Source organism: Moorena sp. SIO3I6, from assembly GCF_010672095.1.
In genome coordinates, this window is the sequence record NZ_JAAHHU010000074.1 from 14,727 (window position 1) to 32,321 (window position 17,595).

The 17,595-nt window shown below is 43.6% G+C and carries 19 protein-coding genes; 7 read left to right on the plus strand and 12 right to left on the minus strand.

Going from position 1 to position 17,595, the window contains the following annotated elements:
• The first annotated feature begins 249 nt into the window (after positions 1–249).
• Complete coding sequence (locus F6K49_RS20795; RefSeq protein ID WP_293099682.1) at positions 250–2,181, plus strand: ABC-F family ATP-binding cassette domain-containing protein; 1,932 nt, start codon at positions 250–252, stop codon at positions 2,179–2,181.
• Between the two features lie 432 nt (positions 2,182–2,613).
• On the plus strand, positions 2,614–4,332 hold the full coding sequence (locus tag F6K49_RS20800) for an ABC-F family ATP-binding cassette domain-containing protein (RefSeq protein ID WP_293082264.1): 1,719 nt from the start codon (positions 2,614–2,616) through the stop codon (positions 4,330–4,332).
• Positions 4,333–4,406: 74 nt separating this feature from the next.
• On the opposite strand, the gene F6K49_RS20805 is transcribed toward F6K49_RS20800, so the two are convergent.
• The 3 genes from F6K49_RS20805 to F6K49_RS20815 form a co-directional block, all read right to left on the minus strand.
• Positions 4,407–5,354, minus strand: a complete 948-nt coding sequence (locus F6K49_RS20805; RefSeq protein WP_293017656.1) for a circadian clock KaiB family protein — start codon at positions 5,352–5,354, stop codon at positions 4,407–4,409.
• Positions 5,355–5,492: 138 nt separating this feature from the next.
• Positions 5,493–6,818 (minus strand): PilT/PilU family type 4a pilus ATPase, encoded by a 1,326-nt coding sequence (locus F6K49_RS20810; protein ID WP_293045137.1) that lies wholly within the window; start codon positions 6,816–6,818, stop codon positions 5,493–5,495.
• Between the two features lie 130 nt (positions 6,819–6,948).
• A complete protein-coding gene (locus tag F6K49_RS20815) occupies positions 6,949–7,095 on the minus strand; it encodes a hypothetical protein (protein WP_293099687.1) in 147 nt (48 codons plus the stop codon).
• Between the two features lie 831 nt (positions 7,096–7,926).
• Here F6K49_RS20815 and F6K49_RS20820 point away from each other — a divergent pair.
• On the plus strand, positions 7,927–8,301 hold the full coding sequence (locus F6K49_RS20820; protein ID WP_293017653.1) for a hypothetical protein: 375 nt from the start codon (positions 7,927–7,929) through the stop codon (positions 8,299–8,301).
• 214 nt (positions 8,302–8,515) lie between these two features.
• Here F6K49_RS20820 and F6K49_RS20825 read toward each other — a convergent pair whose 3' ends face one another.
• Both F6K49_RS20825 and F6K49_RS20830 read right to left on the minus strand, forming a co-directional pair.
• Positions 8,516–8,746 (minus strand): hypothetical protein, encoded by a 231-nt coding sequence (locus F6K49_RS20825; protein ID WP_293045141.1) that lies wholly within the window; start codon positions 8,744–8,746, stop codon positions 8,516–8,518.
• A gap of 17 nt (positions 8,747–8,763) precedes the next feature.
• Positions 8,764–8,886, minus strand: coding sequence for a hypothetical protein (locus F6K49_RS20830; RefSeq protein WP_293017651.1), 123 nt, complete (start codon positions 8,884–8,886; stop codon positions 8,764–8,766).
• A gap of 416 nt (positions 8,887–9,302) precedes the next feature.
• Here F6K49_RS20830 and F6K49_RS20835 point away from each other — a divergent pair, with 416 nt between their 5' ends.
• A complete protein-coding gene (locus F6K49_RS20835; RefSeq protein ID WP_293082261.1) occupies positions 9,303–9,644 on the plus strand; it encodes a hypothetical protein in 342 nt (113 codons plus the stop codon).
• 519 nt (positions 9,645–10,163) lie between these two features.
• On the opposite strand, the gene F6K49_RS20840 is transcribed toward F6K49_RS20835, so the two are convergent.
• From F6K49_RS20840 to F6K49_RS20860, 5 genes are all read right to left on the minus strand, one after another.
• Positions 10,164–10,433, minus strand: coding sequence for a hypothetical protein (locus F6K49_RS20840; RefSeq protein ID WP_293099691.1), 270 nt, complete (start codon positions 10,431–10,433; stop codon positions 10,164–10,166).
• A 2-nt stretch (positions 10,434–10,435) separates the two neighbouring features.
• The gene (locus F6K49_RS20845; protein WP_293099694.1) at positions 10,436–12,100 is read right to left on the minus strand and encodes a HEAT repeat domain-containing protein; all 1,665 of its coding nucleotides are present in this window, start codon (positions 12,098–12,100) and stop codon (positions 10,436–10,438) included.
• On the minus strand, positions 12,043–12,642 hold the full coding sequence (locus tag F6K49_RS20850; protein ID WP_293099697.1) for an NACHT domain-containing protein: 600 nt from the start codon (positions 12,640–12,642) through the stop codon (positions 12,043–12,045). Before F6K49_RS20850 ends, F6K49_RS20845 begins: the two co-directional genes overlap by 58 nt.
• A 113-nt stretch (positions 12,643–12,755) precedes the next feature.
• The gene (locus F6K49_RS20855) at positions 12,756–13,271 is read right to left on the minus strand and encodes a hypothetical protein (RefSeq protein WP_293099700.1); all 516 of its coding nucleotides are present in this window, start codon (positions 13,269–13,271) and stop codon (positions 12,756–12,758) included.
• Positions 13,237–13,416 carry a hypothetical protein gene (locus F6K49_RS20860; RefSeq protein WP_293099703.1) on the minus strand — a complete coding sequence of 60 codons (180 nt, stop codon included), beginning with the start codon at positions 13,414–13,416 and terminating at the stop codon, positions 13,237–13,239. The genes F6K49_RS20855 and F6K49_RS20860 overlap by 35 nt, the downstream gene beginning before the upstream one ends.
• Positions 13,417–13,498: 82 nt before the next feature.
• Between F6K49_RS20860 and F6K49_RS20865 the strand changes: the two genes are divergently transcribed.
• Positions 13,499–14,356, plus strand: coding sequence for a Uma2 family endonuclease (locus F6K49_RS20865; RefSeq protein WP_293099706.1), 858 nt, complete (start codon positions 13,499–13,501; stop codon positions 14,354–14,356).
• Positions 14,357–14,505: 149 nt separating this feature from the next.
• Complete coding sequence (locus F6K49_RS20870; protein WP_293017640.1) at positions 14,506–14,667, plus strand: hypothetical protein; 162 nt, start codon at positions 14,506–14,508, stop codon at positions 14,665–14,667.
• A 177-nt stretch (positions 14,668–14,844) separates the two neighbouring features.
• Here the strand turns inward: F6K49_RS20870 and F6K49_RS20875 are convergent, their stop codons facing one another.
• Complete coding sequence (locus F6K49_RS20875; protein WP_293099709.1) at positions 14,845–16,023, minus strand: agmatine/peptidylarginine deiminase; 1,179 nt, start codon at positions 16,021–16,023, stop codon at positions 14,845–14,847.
• Between the two features lie 26 nt (positions 16,024–16,049).
• Positions 16,050–16,235, minus strand: a complete 186-nt coding sequence (locus F6K49_RS20880) for a hypothetical protein (protein ID WP_293060070.1) — start codon at positions 16,233–16,235, stop codon at positions 16,050–16,052.
• 264 nt (positions 16,236–16,499) lie between these two features.
• On the opposite strand from F6K49_RS20880, the gene F6K49_RS20885 reads away from it, so the two are divergent.
• Entirely contained in the window at positions 16,500–17,411 is a 912-nt protein-coding gene (locus F6K49_RS20885) for a Uma2 family endonuclease (RefSeq protein WP_293099712.1), read from the plus strand.
• The last annotated feature ends 184 nt before the right edge of the window (positions 17,412–17,595 follow it).

Sequence of the window (17,595 nt, forward strand, 5' to 3'; positions counted from 1 at the left end):
TTTTTAAAAATCAATTGATAGCAATCGAAGTAAAGCTTAATATCATGTCAGGATAATTACCCTTAATAAAAACCTCGCCCATCTCCCCATCTCCCCATCTCCCCATCTCCCCATCTCCCCGCGCCCCTTAATTATGGTATTCAACCAGACTTGATATAAGACATATTTCTGTTCCCTACTCCCTACCCCCTACTCCCTACTCCCTACTCCCTACTCCCTACTCCCTACTTCCTTTCCTATAAAGTTTCCATGAGTATTTTCACCCTACAATCCGTTCGCAAAGACTTTGGGATTAAAGAAATCCTGAAAGAAGCTAGCTTTAGTCTAGATCCTATGGATAAAGTTGGTCTAATTGGCACTAATGGTTCAGGTAAATCCACCCTATTAAAAATAATTGCTGGTCTTGAGCCCATTGATGCTGGTCAACTCTCCATTAATCCCAAAACTAAAATTGTTTACTTACCCCAACAACCATACTTAGATGACAATCACACCGTTTTAGAGCAAGTGTTTGCTGATAGTGGTCAGCAGATGACTCTGATTCGTGAGTATGAAGAACTTTCCCAGAAATTGGCTCACAATCCCGAAGATAACCAACTGCTAGCACAGCTCTCAACTATAACCCAGCAGATGGATGCCACAGGAGCTTGGGAAGTAGAAACAAAAGCAAAAATTATTCTAAGTAAATTAGGAATAGTTGATTTTGATGCTCCCATTGGTCAGTTGTCTGGTGGCTATCGTAAACGGATTGCATTAGCAGCCGCCTTGCTAGCGGAACCAGAAGTATTGTTAATGGATGAGCCCACAAACCATCTCGATGCTATGTCCGTAGAGTGGTTACAGAGTTACCTAAATAGTTATCGTGGAGCAATATTACTGATTACTCACGACCGCTATTTTCTAGACCAGGTCACCAACCGCATTATCGAAATTGACCGGGGAGACCTGTATACATACTCTGGCAACTATTCCTACTATTTAGAGAAAAAAGCTTTAGCTGAAGAATCAGCCATCAGCACTCAACGGAAACATCAAGGGGTATTGCGCCGAGAGTTAGAATGGCTCAAACGGGGGCCAAAGGCTCGCAGTACCAAGCAAAAAGCTCGAATTGACCGTATTCACGACATGCAAGCCAAGGAGTTTAAACAAGCTCAGGGTAAAGTGGAAATTTCTACCCCTGGTCGTCGAATTGGCAAGAAAGTCATTGAGTTAGACAATGTTTCTAAAGGCTATGACGGTAGAATTATGGTCAAAGATTTTACCTACGAATTTAGTCCCGATGACCGAGTTGGCATCATTGGTGGCAATGGGGTAGGGAAATCTACCCTAATGGATATTATTACTGCACGCATTCAGCCCGATTCTGGTAACGTTGAAATTGGGTCTACCATTTATATCGGTTACTTTGACCAGCATTCAGAGGATTTGCTGGAAGCTCTTAATCAAAATCAGCGGGTAATTGATTACCTTAAAGACGTAGCCGAGTATGTGACAACCGCTGATGGCACATTGATTACTGCCTCACAGATGCTGGAGCGTTTCTTATTTCCTCCTACCCAACAGTATGCACCAATTCATAAGCTTTCCGGCGGTGAGAAACGTCGCTTGTTTCTGTTGCAAGTACTGATGAGTTCTCCCAATGTACTTATTCTTGACGAGCCCACTAATGATTTAGATGTACAAACTCTAGCTGTACTGGAAGAGTATCTAGAGGGGTTTAATGGTTGTGTGATTATTGTCTCCCACGACCGCTATTTCCTAGACCGCACCGTAGATAAAATCTTTGCCTTTGAATCTGAGGGTAACATACGTCAGTATCCTGGTAATTATTCCCTTTATATCGATAAAAAGCGAGAAGAAGAGGCAAAACTAGCCCAACAGATGGCTCAGACTCAAAGTAAAAAGCCTGAATCCTCTAAGGTCGAGGCGTCCAATAAAAAATCATCGAGTAATAGCAAACCCCGTCGGCTGTCTAATTGGGAAAGGCGGGAATTTGAGAAACTCGAAAGTCAGATTCCCCAACTGGAAGCTCAGAAAGCTGAGTTGGAGAAAACCCTTTATCAATCCCCTCCCAAAAACACCAGTGAAGTCCAGAAACTTTATCAGACCTTAGAGGCATTGACTCAGGAAATTGATACAGCAACTGAGCGTTGGATGGAGTTGGCGGAACGGGAATCTTAGTTGATACTCCCCGGTCATTAGACGCGGGGATTCTGCTGACAGAGTAGATTAATGTTCCCGGTTACCCGAGCTGAAGTTCCCTATTCCCTTGACTTTCGGGTACTACCAGACATGATGAATTTTTGTTACGATAACCGAAAACATCCTGGATCGTAAACTCTATCACTAGACTTATTGCATCAATCATCCTTTTGCCCCCCTAGCTCCCCAAGTCTGGGCAGGGGATAATCGGGGCTTGGCACCATTGATGCAAGAGGTCTACTGTAGGTGGCGGTTTCCAGGGATAATCTGCTGTAGACGGGAAAACTGAGAAGGACTAATGGTCAAAAGAAAAGGGGCATCCCTGTCAACCAAACTTCTGTAGTCAACCCGACAGCAACTTGGGATCAGGACTAAAAGTCCCCAGCTAAAATTTTCCTTGGAGACATCTTAATGCTGCGACTCGAACACATTAGTAAAGTATACCCCACTGGCGAAGTTCTAAAGGATGTCAACTGGGAAGTTAAACCAGGCGATCGCATTGGCTTAGTTGGCGTCAATGGTGCCGGGAAATCTACCCAACTGAAAATTATTGCTGGAGAGATGGAACCCACCAGCGGCGTTGTTATCCGTCCTGCCAGTCTTCATATCGCTTACCTCACCCAAGAATTTGAAGTAGACCCAACCCGCACGGTCTCAGCAGAATTCTGGACGGTATTTAAGGAAGCTAACCACGTACACGAGGAAATGCTACAAGTGCAAAACGCCATGGAAATGGCTGATGAAGCAGAATTAGAAGGACTGATTAGAAAGCTAGATAGGTGGCAGCGCCAATTTGAAGCCCTTGATGGTTATGGCTTACAAGCAAAAATTGACAAGATCTTGCCAGAGATGGGATTTGAGCCAGAGGATAGCGATCGCTTAGTGAGTGCTTTCAGTGGTGGCTGGCAAATGCGCATGAGTTTAGGCAAAATCCTGCTCCAGAAGCCAGACGTCCTACTGATGGACGAGCCGACTAACCATCTTGACTTGGAAACCATCGAATGGTTAGAAAAGTATCTCAAGGGTCTGAAGACCCCAATGGTAATAGTATCTCACGACCGGGAGTTTCTTGACCGCCTCTGCACCCAAATTGTAGAAACCGAACGGGGTGTCTCGACTACCTACCTAGGCAATTACTCAGCTTATCTGCAGCAGAAAGCCGAGATGCAGGCAGCTCAACTGAGTAGCTACGAGCGTCAACAAAAGGAAATAGAGAAGCAGCAAGCCTTTATTGAGCGTTTCCGTGCTAGTGCAACCCGGTCTACCCAAGCCAAAAGCCGAGAGAAACAATTAGAAAAAACTGAACGGATAGAAGCCCCGACTGCTAATCTCAAAACCCTCAAATTCCAATTCCCTGATGCCCCTCGTAGTGGTCTTGAGGTAGTCAAAATCAAGGATTTAGTCCATGACTATGATGACAAGATTTTATTTCTGGGAGCAGACTTGTTGATTGAACGGGGCGATCGCATAGCCTTCATCGGTCCCAATGGTTGCGGTAAATCCACCTTACTTCGGATGATCATGGCAATGGAACAGCCCACAGAAGGAATAGTAGGACTGGGCAAACACAATGTCATTCCTGGTTACTTTGAGCAGAATCAAGCAGAAGCCCTAGAATTAAGCAAAACGGTCATGGAAACCATCCATGATGAAGTCCCAGACTGGAAAAATCAGGAAGTGCGTACCCTATTGGGACGGTTTCTGTTTACTGGGGACACGGTATATAAAAAGGTTGAGTCCCTTAGTGGAGGCGAAAAAGCCCGCCTGGCCTTAGCCAAAATGCTCCTTTCTCCCGCTAATTTACTAATTCTGGATGAGCCTACTAATCACCTGGATATCCCAGCCAAAGAAATGTTGGAGGAAGCACTCGCGGCCTATGATGGTACAGTAATTATTGTTTCCCACGACCGCTATTTTATCTCGAAAGTGGCAAACAAAATTGTGGAAATTCGGGATGGCGAATTCTGCACCTATCTGGGAGATTACCACTACTATCTCGAAAAGATTGCCCAGGAAAAAGAAGAAGCTCGGTTAAAAGCGATCGCTGCGGCCAAAGCGGCTAAAAAAGCTGCCAATGCTAGCAAAAAGACCAAAAAGACCAAAAAGAAAGCTGCTGCTAAACAAAAGTAACATATAGCAGTTCTCAATTTGGTATTGAGAACTGCTATATGAGCTATTACCGATTAAAATTACCGATTAAAAGCTTATTGCTTAAGTGCTGAGGAGTTAACTATATTGCTGGTTAATCTCTGCAATACCTGATCAATATCATTCAAATCACCGATAATCCGCCGGACAGGCTCGGGCCATACTCTGAGTAGTGTTGGTGTAGCCGAGATCTGATCAGTTTCTGCCAGTTCTGGGTGCTTGAAAACATCAATAATTTTTAGGGTATAGGGATGACCTAAATGATTCTCTAACAACTGGTATAGACTCTTGAGAGTATACTCAGTTTCTGTACTATGTCCGGAAACGAACAAACGCAGGACATAGCTATGGGTAGGTTGTGCCTGGGAGTGAGACACATCAGGCAAGGATATCCTGGATAAAGAATCAGGTTTGGTGACATCGGTGACAGTCAGTGAGTCTGTACTATCAGTGGTAGACTTAGATAAAACGGGCAGCTTTTCCATAGCTCTCAAATGCTCCTGAGGTGAAGATCTGCCAGAGTTTTGGTTAGTAACCCTTTCTGGCAAAACGTCTTCTGTATCGCAGTAGGATAATGGCTCTGGGCGGTCAATGCGCAGGATCAAGTCATGGTTTTCCCAGAGTTGGGGAAACTGATTGCGATAAGTTTCTAGCACCGCCGGGTCACAGGACTCTTCCTCCCAAGGGGCTACTTGCCAAATCAGGTTGTCTGTGCCAAATACTGCATTTAACAATGCCTGATGATGTTGCACCAACCAATGAATTTCTGCTGACATGCGCAACTGATTGGTTTGAGAGTCCATCCACCGATCAATGGTGGCAGTATATCCCGGGACTAAAAAATGAGGTGGCTCTGGTAACCCCAGTATTTCCTGTAAACTCGCACACAGATGCAGATGCCAGTGACTCTGCTTATTAAAGTCAATGCTATATACTAGATCTTCCCCTGGTGTAAATATAGCAATACCTTTAAACAGTTGGGGCGAGGGGGTTTCATCCAGCATATGCTAGTACTATGTCAAAATTATTTTAATACTTTAAGTGTTAGGTTTTAGGTAATGGTTTTAGGGGTTAGGGATTAGGAATTAGGGGTTAAGTGTTGATCCCTAATTCCTAATCCCTAATACAAGTGTGGCTAATCCCTAGATCCGACCGCGCAACATCATTGCGATCTCGTTGGGAGTGGGTGACTTTTCCAAGGCAGTTTCCTCAGTAATACGCCCCTCTTGGTAAAGAGCGAACAAGGATTTATTTACAGTAACCATACCGTCAAATTCACTGTCCGCCATCAGTTGTTCAATTTCTTCGTATTTGCCCTTGAGGATGTAATCCTTAATGGATTCAGTATTAATCAGGATGTCATGGAAAGCAGCACGCTTGCCATCGGTAGTACGACACAACCCTTGGGAAATCACTGCCACTAGGGCTTCTGATATAGCCACCCGCATGGGAGGCTGTTCTTCTGGATTGTAGAGATTGAGAATCCGCTCAATGGTTTTGACCGCACTGTTGGTATGCAAAGTACCCATGACCAAATGACCAGTTTGAGCAGCCTTCAGAGCTGTATTGACTGTTTCTCGGTCTCGCATTTCCCCAATCAGAATCACATCGGGGTCTTCCCGCAAAGCAGCTTTCAAGGCCCGGTCAAATTTACGGGTATGCATTCCTACTTCCCGCTGTTTAATCAGAGATTTCCGACTTTGGTGGATAAATTCAATGGGGTCTTCAATGGTAATTATATGTCGCGGCATCTCTTTGTTCATATAGTCTATCATGGCGGCCATGCTGGTAGATTTTCCGGAACCTGTCGGACCGGTGACCAAAATGAGACCTTTATGGTAGTGACAGACATCTTTCAGGATTGCAGGCAACCGCAACTGCTCAAGGGTCAATATCTTCAGGGGAATAATCCGCAAGACCATGGCAGGACCAAGAAGACTATCGAAGATATTAATCCTGACCCGACTAAACTCGTACTGAGTTGCCCCATCAAATTCCAACTCTTCTCTAAAGCGTCGGATTTCTTCATCAGTCAGTATTTCCTTGAGCCAACAGCTAAATGTTGCCTGATCTGTGACTGGATACTCCGTTGGCTCCATTTCCCCACGATTCCGGAAACGGGGAGTTTCACCAACACCTAGATGAATATCAGAAATTCCTTTCTCAAAGGCCTGACGGACAATGCTTTCTAAGCTTGACTGTCCAGGAGGCAGACCGATGTTACTGGGTGTCTGCTGGTGCTGATTGGCGGATGGTTTGGCTTGGACCTTAGTGGCTGAATTCTGAGCTGCTGTGGCCACAGGGCGAGGGCGTGAGGCTACTGGGGCACCGGCTTGACGGCTTCTTGGAGCCATGGCTCTTGGTTGTGCAGGTCTTGATTGATTGGCTTGAGCAGATACTGGTCTAGACGCTACATTCAAAGGCGGTGGTGCTGGTGCAATGCGGGGTGAACGCTGTGGGTCTGTCATCTTTCAACTACCAACTACAGTTGGGCTACGAGAATTTATTTTACAAACTCTTACATTAAGTTTTCCCAACAGTTAGGGTTGAGTATAACTTATAACAGTTCTACCTTAGGTAAGGGATTTTCGTCCTGGGTTAATGGCAGTAGGGAGTAGGGAGTAGGGAGTAGGGAGTAGGAAGTAGGGAGTAGGGAGTAGGGAGTAGGGAGTCGGCAGTAGGGAGTCGGGGTAAGAAATTTGAGTGTACCTGATAAGTATAAGAAACGCTATACACTAATTTCATGTCTTCGAGCTATAAATGGTGATGAGGTGATGTGTTTATAGGACTATGTATGTTTTGAAATTCCTTAGCTGTCACCATCTAATTGTTTGTTATTGTTTGTGATTGTTTATTTTTGAGTAAGCAGCAAAAACTCTAAAACCCTCTCCCCTGCTCAAAACCAGATTTAAGATCACCGTGAGGGCCCAGACCAAGCCGTGAGGGCGCAAGCAAAGCGCCCCTAAGATTCAAAGCACCCCTAAGATTAGGGTTGACCAAGGGACGGGGGGGAAGTCTTAATCACAAATACCTAATCACAAATACCTAATATGAGTAATTAAGCGTAATTATCAGTAATTATGCTTAATATGATAAAACTCCTCAATTTGGATAATATATATTAAGCAAATTATAACAAATGTTAAGCAAATCGGATTCAAACCCTCACCCATCCTGATCCGATGCCCGACCCTAGCTCCCTTTCTTGTTCTTGCGACTCTATAACTGATTCGGTCTATATAACTCTAACTATAACGCTATAACTGATTGGGTCTATATCTTCGGTCTATGTATCAGCGATGAAAAATTGATTCATCTGTCTAATGGTAGATTATCGGTCTGTCTTAAGATAACCAATAATTTCCGGCTTTTAACGATTGTAACAATTTTGATACATAGGTCGGACGAGTTGACTGTAAACTTTTTTGACAAAAGGTTCATCTTCATCAAAATTTTACCTATACTTGAACTCACCTAGAAAATTTCAAATCAAAGAATTTACTCAAGGACAGACCCTGTCAATCAAGGGCAGACACTGTCAATTCATTTTTTTTAATGATTACTGGAGAAAACACCATGGCATTAACCACAAGTCAAAGCTTGACACAAACTGATTCATTAGCAGTGGTCAAAAGCTTTTTAATTTGGGCATTTACCTTGGCAGTTTGCTTACTGGTTGTCGGTTTTCCGTTGATTGTATTGATGGTGACCACCGGCTCTTTGTTAGCGATCGCTCTACAATCGATTCTGCCGGTTAGTGCTGTATTACTCGTAGCAGGGAGTTTGATTGGAGTAAATGTTTTAGCAGTGGTATTAGGTGCAGGAGTCTTAACCTTTAAGGGGGTTCATCCTCAGGAAGTTCGTTGGTTAAATTGGCTACATGGCGAGCCTGATCTGATCCAGACTCCGGTTTATGCCGCTTGCCCCCTCACCTGTAACATTATCAGATAGTCACATAGAAGGTTTCTGAGCTGGCCCTAGTCTGGGAATGTTAATAATTGATGACCTTTTAGGATCTCAAAAAAGGGTACAAGGTGTGGGAGTGTTTTCTCTTTTCAGTCTAAAGGTCATCAAGGGTCAGCACCCTGCCCGTTCATAGACGGGGCTTCCAAACATTCCACGATTTTTTGTAATAAAGCCAAGCTTTGGTAAGTTGATTGGTTTTTCAGCAATTTTCCCGGTCTTGACCGGGTTTTTTGATGAGAACATTCAAGAGTATCCTACGAAGGTTTAAGGTTGCAGGTTGAAGGTTGCAGGTTGGGTTGAACGCGCACGCGTGGCCTTTTGGCCAAGGTTGCAGGTTCCGTAGCGTGGCCTTTTGGCCAAGGTTAGTCGTTCGCGTAGCGTGGCCTTTTGGCCAAGGTTGGTCGTTCGCGTAGCGTGGCCTTTTGGCCAAGGTTGGTCAAAGGTTGGTCAAAGGTTAACGGTTGCTTCGCTACCAATTACCCATCTCCTCATCTCCTCATCTCCCCATCTCCCCATCTCCCTATCTCCCCAGACTTCCCACCCTCCCCACACTTCCCACACTTCCCACACTTGCCACCCTCCCTCTAATTATGGGTATTCAACCTGACTTGATATTAGGGGGGATTCCTGTTCCCTACCTTGACAAGTAAATTTTAAACTTGGGGCAATCACTAAGTTTATACTGCCATGATCCAGAATACAGCTATTAGCTAAAAAAATTACCCTTCTAATCGTTAGATTGTAACTATTTATTAAACAATTTGATAATTTTATTGATTTTTTTGGTTTTATTGTTGACAATAATAGTAGCCATTGGTTACAATATATTCATTGGAAAAAGAGCCGCGCTCATCGGCCACCAACCTGGAAGCGCGGCTCTCCCCCCCAAGTTACATGGAGGTAATTCTATAATAATGGCAAAAAAACGATTTGTTTATCATTCCATCGATTATCACGAAGCGTTCGCGTAGCGTGTGCGTAGCACAATGGAGCGCCTTGAACAGCTTGCACAACAGAGGGAGTTAAAGGGCGAGAATTCCTATCCCTATCCCATCACTGAGCGAGAGCAAATCCTAATCCGACTGTATAGTTACTGCGAATTGGGTATGACACCGCAACGGTTTTACAGTAAGTGGGACTTGAGTCGGGAAGAGATGGCTTTAATCTGCTCTTGTTCCGTTCACACTGTTAACGGCTGGTTTAACACCAGTCGTCGCTGTTACCCTCCGACTCCTGGTCACTTGCGCCATCTGGCCATTATGGATTTGTTGTTGGAGGATTTCGAGACAATTCCTAAACCGTTATTGGAGCGATTGTTCTCGAATTAAAAATGTAGAATTTAGAATTAAGAATGTAGAATTAAGAATGTAGAATTAAGAATGTAGAATTAAGAATGTAGAATTAAGAATGTAGAATTAAGAATGTAGAATTAAACACCTACACAGAATTAATTACCTACTCTCAATTTATGTAATCCTTACATTGTAAGGCTTTGGTTTTTGTAAAATGTGTAATCATTTTTGTGTACCTGCTTACAAATTCTAAATTCTAAATTCTAAATTCTAAATTCTAAATTCTAATCTATTCCCATGGTTTGATTTTCACAATTCAAACAGGGATGCTAGACTGGATTTAATGTAACCTAAAATGACTCTCCCAAGGTTTTAGACTTTGGGAGTGCTTTACTGGCTGTTAAGCAATTTACTATATTTCATAATACTTATCAAGCCTTTTTAAGAGCTTATTGATAATAGATAGCAGTTATCAATTGGGTGAAGTAAACAAGTTGAGAATTTTAGGAAACAGGGAACAGGTAAAAAATCCTGTGTACTTGATTACTATCAGAACTACCGTAATTTTGCTAATTTCTCTTGAGCAAACCATCGCAGTCGATAATCGGGTTCATGCTCTGCTCTATCCTGCAATAAAGACCGGGTTTGGGAATGGTTAGGATAATATTCGAGGATGGCATTAAGGGCTACTTGTCGAGGATTGACATTGTCGTAATCCTGGTCTTGATCACGCTCAAAGGGGTCATTGAGACTGCGATACTCTGAAAGAGCCGCTACGCGATGAAGCGAAGCTTCCGCTAAGAGCGATCGCATAAAAATTCTCATAATCAAAGCTGGTCTGGCCAACCTTGAGCTAGCTGTTCAATTGCTGTACGTCGCACCCAGGAATCTTTATCAGAGCGAGCCGATTGTTGAAGTAGGACTAAGGTATTTTGATGGTTTTTGTAACCTTGAGCTAACTGTCTAATTGCTGTACGTCGGACCCTCGAATCTTGATCAGAGCGAGCGGATTGTTGAAGTATGGCTAAGGTATCTCGATGGTATTTGTAACCTTCAACTAACTGTTGAATTGCTGTAAGTCGCACGCTCGAATCTTGATCAGAGCGAGCGGATTGTTGAAGTATGGGTAAGGTATCTGGGTGGTATTTGTAACCTTCAACTAACTGTTGAATTGCTGTAAGTCGCACGCTCGAATCTTGATCAGAGCGAGCGGATTGTTGAAGTATGGGTAAGGTATCTCGATGGTCTTTGTAACATTGAGCTAACTGTTCAATTGCTGTAACTCTCACCCTCGAATCTTTATCGGAGCGAGCCCATATTTGAAGTAGGGGTAAGGTATCTCGATGGTCTTGCCAATGGGTGGCTACTGCTACAACAGCTTGAGTGCGAATATGACGGAATAATAATGCCTGATGTCCATACTTGTTATAAGTATAATTTAGATCATAATGAATTAAATTTTTGAAGCAATTCATTAATCGAGTATCCGTTGATTTAATTTCATACCGATTCCTAACCTCAGACAAACAATCTGCTGCCAAAAATAAATTTTTAAACTCATCACCTTCTCCATCTTGTGCCATCAAATACTCAATAATCTCTCCACCTTTCTTGGAATCAATCATGCCCACAATCAACCTGAGCACTTCATGCCAAGATTCATCCCGCCAGTGCTGACCAAAGACCTCGGTTTGTAACTGTTCTAGGGAAATCTCCTGTTTTTTTTCAAATTTACTGACAAATTCCCAAGCACAGAAATATTCCAAAAATGTCCGATGCACAAAGGCGTAGTAATCGGCTCCCATGAAACATAAAATAAAATTGCGGGTGCGCAACTGATTAATCATTACCTTAGCAACGGCTCTGGGATTAGTAACGTCTCGTAATTTCAGCTCCTCTTTTATAATCCTTTCTAAATCCTCTCCACTAATCAGATTTCCCGCTAACCCTGCTTGATTTCCCTGCATGAAATATGCCACTTTTCCTAGCATCTGTTGCTTATCTTGATAATCAATAGTCTTCGGGTCAAGACGATTATCTTCTAGTAATGCTCGTTCCACATCCCATTGATAAAGCAGTAATCGAGACGCTTGGTTATAGAGTTCAGAGCGGTCACGAGGCAATTCTTGATTGCGGTTCAGGATTGCCATCATAGTTAGTAATAGGGGATTTACCGCTAGTTGTCGAATCGGGGAGGATGTGTCTATTGCTTTTTGTAAGCGCTCCTGTTTCCTAACTTTATCGGCTTGATTCGTAAAGGTTAACTCATGCCAGTGCTCGATAAAGGTTTGAATTTGTTCCGACTCCAAGTCTTGGAGCATAACATGACGAAATTCAGCATTTCGTAGCCGTTGGGGTTTATAACCAATGACGCGAGATGTAACAATTACTCTTACCTTAGGATAGGTATTGGTAAAGCGATGAATATCCGTAATTACATCGTCTCGTTTCCCTGGCTCAAAGACTTCATCCAAACCATGGCCGTTGGCCACGCTACGCGAACAAACATCACTAATACTTTACCAGCCTTTAACTGGTCATGAAGTTGATGTTGATTGAAATGACAGATGGAGCCACTGCTTTGATGGCAGAATTCCAAGAAATTATTACACTGTCCGTTATCGCGATTCCGGATATAGGTGCGTAATTCAATCAGTAACGGAATTGGTATAGAAAGGGCAGTAGTCATATCCGTTCTTGCCCAATTTAATGCTAAATATTGCAGCAAGGTAGATTTACCGGAGCCTGGGTCTCCTAAAACTACGAAATAGGGATAGCCTTGAGAGTCATTAATAACATCCAATACGGATTTAACCGGCTGTTGATGATAAAGGTCTTTAGCTCGTTTTAACTCCTCTTGATCAATATCCCTGTCTAGTTGACCACTGTCTCCCAGTTGTCTATAATAATCTTTAGGAAGTTCATGAAGAGCTGACGGCATCAGGTCATGAACCTCTCGCACATTTTGGGGGATAAATATCTTCCAGAGTTTTAGTTCATTATAGGCACAAGCATTGGTATCTAAACTATCCAAGCTGAGATTACCGTAGCGCTCTAGGAGTGCTTCTTGATAGGTGCTTAAGTCAAAGTCTGGGATAATGCCTGCTGTAGCTTTAGTGTTTTCTGCGATTAGCCCGAAGGGCTACGCTACGCGATCGCATCCAGAGTTTGGGAATCTCGGATAGGCCGTAACTGATCCGATTCCCGGATGATAGTGTGTACTTGCTTGAGATACTGTCTAGCAATATACTTCCAACGAAATTCTTCCGGTAATGGTAATAACTTAAGCTCAATCCAAGTCTTAGCTAATGTCTCAGTATCTAGTTGCTGACAGCCATATCTAAAGGCACTGCCTAGGATAGCTTTAATGGATTTATCCTTAATATACTGCTTGAGGGGTTTAGTATATTGTTTCAATTCTTGCTTGGATAGGTCAGCATCTTCCAATTCCTTTTCAACTAAAGCTACAAATTCTTTTAAAGCTTTACCGAAGAGTTTTTTCTGGGTATTTTGATCCGATAGTCCAGTATACTCTTTGATAGACTCTTTGAAGAAGTCTTTGGTGTAGTCTTCTAGAGCGTCTTTGGCCAAGGGACCGATCACTTCTTTGGCGAGATAGCCACCGGCACTAGAAATTCCCCAAACTGCTAACCAATCCAGCATGATATTGGTAGTTGTTTTTTGATTTATTTATCATTATAGAGGAAAGGGAGTAGGGAGTAGGGAGTCGGGAGTAGGGAGTAGGGAACAGCGGATCTGGGAACAGGGAACAGTAGTCAAGATCTCCAAAATCTCCCCATCTCCCCATCTCCCCATCTCCCCACACTCCCGATAAGTCCGACAGTTGCTAAAATCAAAGTCATGAGTCGGACAAAAATTGAGGTAATCTCATGTCTGTTGCCAAACCCTTATTTGAGCAGGTTATTCTCCCTCATCCGGCCAAAGAAACCCTGCCCACCATGTATGATTTACCCAGTGAAGATCCCGAGGAGCCGGGCTTGCCTGACGAATTTCATCTTTGGCAGCCACAACTGTGTAGTGAGACATTTCGCCCTCCCAATTATGAGAGCGAAAGGGTGTTTGTCGCCAGTGACTTAAATTTATATTATGACCCTAACCATACCGCTTGGTACAAACGACCGGATTGGTTTGCTGTAGTGGGGATTTCCCGATTCTACCAGGAAAGAGAGCTCAGAATGAGTTATGTAATCTGGCAAGAAGAGGTCAGACCAATTGTGGCCATAGAATTGCTATCTGCCAGCACCAGAGATCAAGACCTTGGTTACAGTGAACGAACGGGAGAAGCACCAACCAAATGGGAAGTGTACGAGCAAATTTTAGCAATTCCCTACTATGTTACCTTTGACCGAGTCAGTAACGAATTACAACTTTTTCAGTTAGATGGTGGCAGCTATCAACCCCAAACCATAGACAATTCCAAATTTTGGATGCCTGAGTTGCAATTGGGTTTAGGACTATGGCTTGGGGAATATCGGGGATTGAATCGGTTGTGGCTACGTTGGTATGATCAACAGGGGAATTGGATTCCTACTGAGGCAGAACGAACCGAACTCGAACGCCAACGAGCTGAACAGGAACGGCAACGAGCTGAACTCGAACGGCAACGAGCTGAACTGGCTCAACAACGAGCTGAACAGGAACACCAACGAGCTGAACTGGCTCAACAACGAGCTGAACAATTAGCAGAACGGTTACGAGAGATGGGTATTAATCCCGATGAAATTTAACCTCTGTCTGAGTTGGTGGGTGTATGTCATTTAAGCTGTTTGACCCGCTGGTGGGTTAGATTATGTTCGGATAATTGGGGACAATACTGATAGATTGGCAATCTTTTTCAGTGCTACTGACACTGACGATAATTCCTTAAACGCAGTGCATGGCGAAAATTCGGAAAACCGTTGTGAACACGATTGGGTTAAATCCAGATTACCTGATTCCCGTTCCCAAAGAGACGATTCCGAAAACAGCGATCGGCAAAATTCAGCGCCAGGAATTGAGAAAAAGATTTGAGGCTGGTGAATTTGATGGTATCTTTTGAAAGGCTGAAGTTAATAACCTGTAGTTTGAGCAGATTATCAAGAAAATTATCTAGGAATTAATAATATAAAACTGTCATAAAATCAGAGACTATTTGTTAAATATTGCTTAAATAGTTATTTGTGTAAAACAGGCATGTTGGTGGAACGGGCATCTTGCCTGTTTCCTGCCCCAAAATTTACTGACTGCTGACAGCTGACGACTGACGGCTTACACCATTAGCCACAGGTACCTGTTGGGTAATACAATGAACCCCTCCTCCACCTTCAGCCAGAATCAGACCATCCACACCAACAACCCTCCGCCCAGGGAAAACCTCACGCAGAATAGCAAGGGGAGCATCATCTTGGCTGGAGTCACCAGCAACTGGAACGATCACAGCATTATTAGCAATATAAAAATTCATATGAGCAACATCTAAGCCAAGAGGAATCTCAACAATCTCAAACTTACGTCCGCGAGCATCAGTACTTTGTTGTAATCGATGCTTAGCATCCCGACAAATCTTGTAGTTTGGATCATTCCTATCATCAGTGCTATGGAGTAAGACCAATCCAGGTGCGGCAAATGCGCAAATCCCATCCACATGTCCATCTGTCACCGGATCAGGTACGATACCACGACCTAGCCAAACCACGGTTTCAGCCCCGAGATAGTGCTTCAACAATCTCTCAACTTGAGACTTACTCATGGTGGGGTTGCGATTAGGGTTAAGTAAACATTCCTCAGTGGTGATAATAGTACCTTCACCATCTAATGTCACACCACCGCCCTCCAACACTAGAGAGGATGAGTACATGGTAGTATCAAGATAGTGAGACAATCGCGCCTTTAGTAAAGCATCGTCGTGATAGGGGGGAAACTTACCACCCCAACCGTTGAAAGTAAACCCAGCTACCCGACGTGAACCCTTGCCGTTCACCAAAAACATCGGACCGGAATCCCTTGCCCAGCCATCGTTTACGGGAAACTCAATCAGTTCGATATCGGAACTCAACAAGCCTTTAGCCACACCCTTGTCTTGAGGATGAACAACCATCGAAACCGGTTCAAACTCATTGACAGCATTCGCCACTGCTGCCCATTCCCGCCTTGCCTTCTTCAGACCATACCCTTTCCAATTCTGAGCTGGAGGAAACACCATGATCGTAAATTCATGGGGTTGCCATTCCGCCGGAAAGAAAAAGCCATCCTCAAGGGGTGTTGTCTCTTGTAATAACGTCACTCCAGTGCTGCTATAGTCCGGCATTTCACTACTACTAACCTCAGTTCTCACCCTTGAGCAAACTGCTGACCAACCCAAGGCACTAGCAGCTGAAAGAACACTTAACTTTAGTAACCTTCGACGATTCAACATAGCGTTTATCTATTCTAGAGTACTTATCACTTGGGTAGGGAGTAGGGAGTAGGGAGTAGGGAGTAGGGAGTAGGAATTCTCCCATACTTCCCACCCTCCCCACACTTCCCACCCTCCCCATAGTTCCCACCCTCTCCACACTTCCCTCTCTCCCCACACTCTTCTTCTCTCCCCACACTTCCCACACCTCCCATACTTCCCACACTTGCCATGGTTTTCGATGGTTAATGCTAGCAGCGTTATCATAGAGTGGCTAAAATGTCCAGTGACAGGTGATCTGTTTTTTCTACTGATGGTCAAATTAAGGTAATTAGAGATTCTGTAATGCGGTGTGATTGCAATTACACCTTTGGGTAATGGGGAAAGTGTTTTCACCATTACCCTTCTTCCCCATAGAGAAAAGGTTCACTAATGTAAGCTATCAGCTATAAGTTTCAAGTTTCTAGTTTCAATTTTAATCAGAAGGTGTCTTTCCTATGACTAAAGTACCTATTACTAAAATAACTGACGAACTCAAAACCGAAATTTTCTACCCCGATAGTGATGGTAAACCTATGACAGAAAGTGATCCTACTCGGGATTATCTGATTTATGGCGTAGAAGCCTTAAAAAGTTATTTCAAAAATCGGGAAGATGTTTATGTTTCGGGTAACTTATTTATTTACTACCAGAAAGGAGAACCCGATCAGGTAGTCTCTCCTGATGTATTTGTGGTTTTTGGCGTGGAAAACAAACAGCGAAGAAGCTACAAGGCTTGGGAAGAAGGAGGAAAATTGCCCAGTTGGGTATTAGAAATAACCTCAAAAAGCAGCCGGAATAGTGATCAAACCACAAAACGCCAACTATACCAAACAATGGGAGTATTAGAATACTTTCAGTATGATCCTACCGGGGATTATCTTAACCCGCCACTTAAGGGATTACGTTTGGTGAAGGGAAAGTATCAAGCTATCCCCAGCAAGCCCTTAGGGGATGGAGATTTTTCTATTGATAGTGAAGTGTTAGGTCTAGAGCTGCAAGTGCATCAGGGAAAACTAGAATTTTTTGATCCGAAGCTGGGTAAAAAGCTATTAAATTTCCAAGAACTGGAGATAGCTTATCAACGAGCAAAGTTAGAGCAAACCGCAGAAACTCAAGCCCGACAACAAGCGGAGTTAGAGCGAGCTGCTGAAGCTCAAGCCCGACAACAAGCGGAGTTAAAGCGAGCTGCTGAAGCTCAAGCCCGACAACAAGCGGAGTTAGAGCGAGCTGCTGAAGCTCAAGCCCGACAACGAGCGGAAGAAGGGCTACAGAATGCTATTTCCCAGTTATTAAGCTTAGGCTTGACTGTTGAACAGATAGCTGAAGCACTAAATTTATCAGTGGCAGAGGTTAACCGTCACATTTAAATTGGTTATTCCCCCTTACCTATTCCCTGTTCCCTATTCCCTATTCCCTATTCCCTGCTCCCTACTCCCTTGCTGAATGACCAATGACTAATGAGCAATTAAAACCTAAATTTTTCTACCGCAATACTAATGGTACACCAATGGCAGAAAGTGACCCTAACCGAGATTATATCATTTATGGCGT